We start from the raw sequence: 1,106 nt of genomic DNA, 5'->3' as shown, positions 1-1,106 counted from the left end.
GCCGATGTTCTGCTCCCGGATGGTCTCGGCGATCAGGCGCTCGGCCAGCGTCTTCGACTCGCGGGAGGCGATCATCCACCCCACCACGTACCGGGAGTAGATGTCCAAGATCACATACAGGTAGTAGTACGTCCACTTCGCCGGCCCGTGCAGCTTGGTGATGTCCCACGACCACACCGAATTCGGCTGATCAGCAACCAGTTCCGGTTTCACCTTCGGCGGGTGTGTGGCCTGGCGGCGGCGGTCCCCGGTCTGGTTCTTCTCCCGCAGAATCCGGTACATCGTCGACTCACTGCACAGGTAGACACCCTCGTCGAGGAGAGTGGCATACACCTGCGCGGGAGCCATGTCGGCGAACCGCTGCGAGTTCAGCACCTCGAGAACCCGTACCCGTTCCGCGTTCGACAATGCCCGCGGCTGCGTACTCTCCCGCGCCGAAGTGTCCGCGGGCCCAGCTTCCGGGATTGTCAGCGACACATCCTGTCTACCAACTTGTTTCGGGTGTGCACGGTAGTAGCTGGCGGGCGCACGACCCGTCGCGGCGCACGCGTGGCGCACCCCGATCAGCGGCGTCAACTCGGCGATCGCGTGATCGATCATCGTCAACGCCTGCTCCCGGGCGTCTCCACGCTGCTCGATGAGAGCTTCTCCAAGAGCGCGGACAGTTCCCCCTGGATGCGGATCACTTCCCGGGCCTGCTCGAGTTCCGCGGTCAGCCGGGCGTTCTCCGCGGTCAAACCGCGGTCCGGCGCAGCGGGCGTCGGCTTGGGTCCGCGCGGCACCGACAAACCGGCGAGCGCACCCCGGTCGCGTTGACGACGCCACTCGGTGAGCAACGATGAGTGCAGGTTCTCCCGCCGCAGGATCGCCCCCCGCTCGCCGTGCTCGGCACGCTCGTATTCCTCGACGACGGCGAGCTTGTACTTCGCGGTGAACGTCCGCCGCACTGCCCTCTCGGCAACCTGCGGATCTGGTACCTCACCGGGCCGCACACCGACCGGATCCACCCGGTCCGCGGTCTCTTCGCTACTCAATGCTTCCTACTCCGAACTCGCCCTCGAACCTCACTGATTACGGACACCGATTGTGTCTCAGACCAGGTTGAC

Annotated in this window: 2 protein-coding genes; both read right to left on the bottom strand. The window is 65.4% G+C overall.

Annotation, left to right across the window (positions count from 1 at the left end):
* The coding region (locus ACFWAY_RS53905) for a DDE-type integrase/transposase/recombinase (RefSeq protein ID WP_378516559.1) at positions 1–600 on the bottom strand (600 nt) is incomplete at its 3' end.
* A 2-nt stretch (positions 601–602) separates the two neighbouring features.
* Entirely contained in the window at positions 603–1,034 is a 432-nt protein-coding gene (locus tag ACFWAY_RS53900; RefSeq protein WP_378516558.1) for a hypothetical protein, read from the bottom strand.
* Between the last annotated feature and the right edge of the window lie 72 nt (positions 1,035–1,106).

The organism is Rhodococcus sp. NPDC059968 (assembly GCF_042738615.1).
Taxonomy (GTDB): Bacteria; Actinomycetota; Actinomycetes; order Mycobacteriales; family Mycobacteriaceae; genus Rhodococcus_F.
The sequence above is the reverse complement of the archived record's forward strand: the minus strand, read 5'-3'. Positions and strand labels throughout refer to the sequence as shown.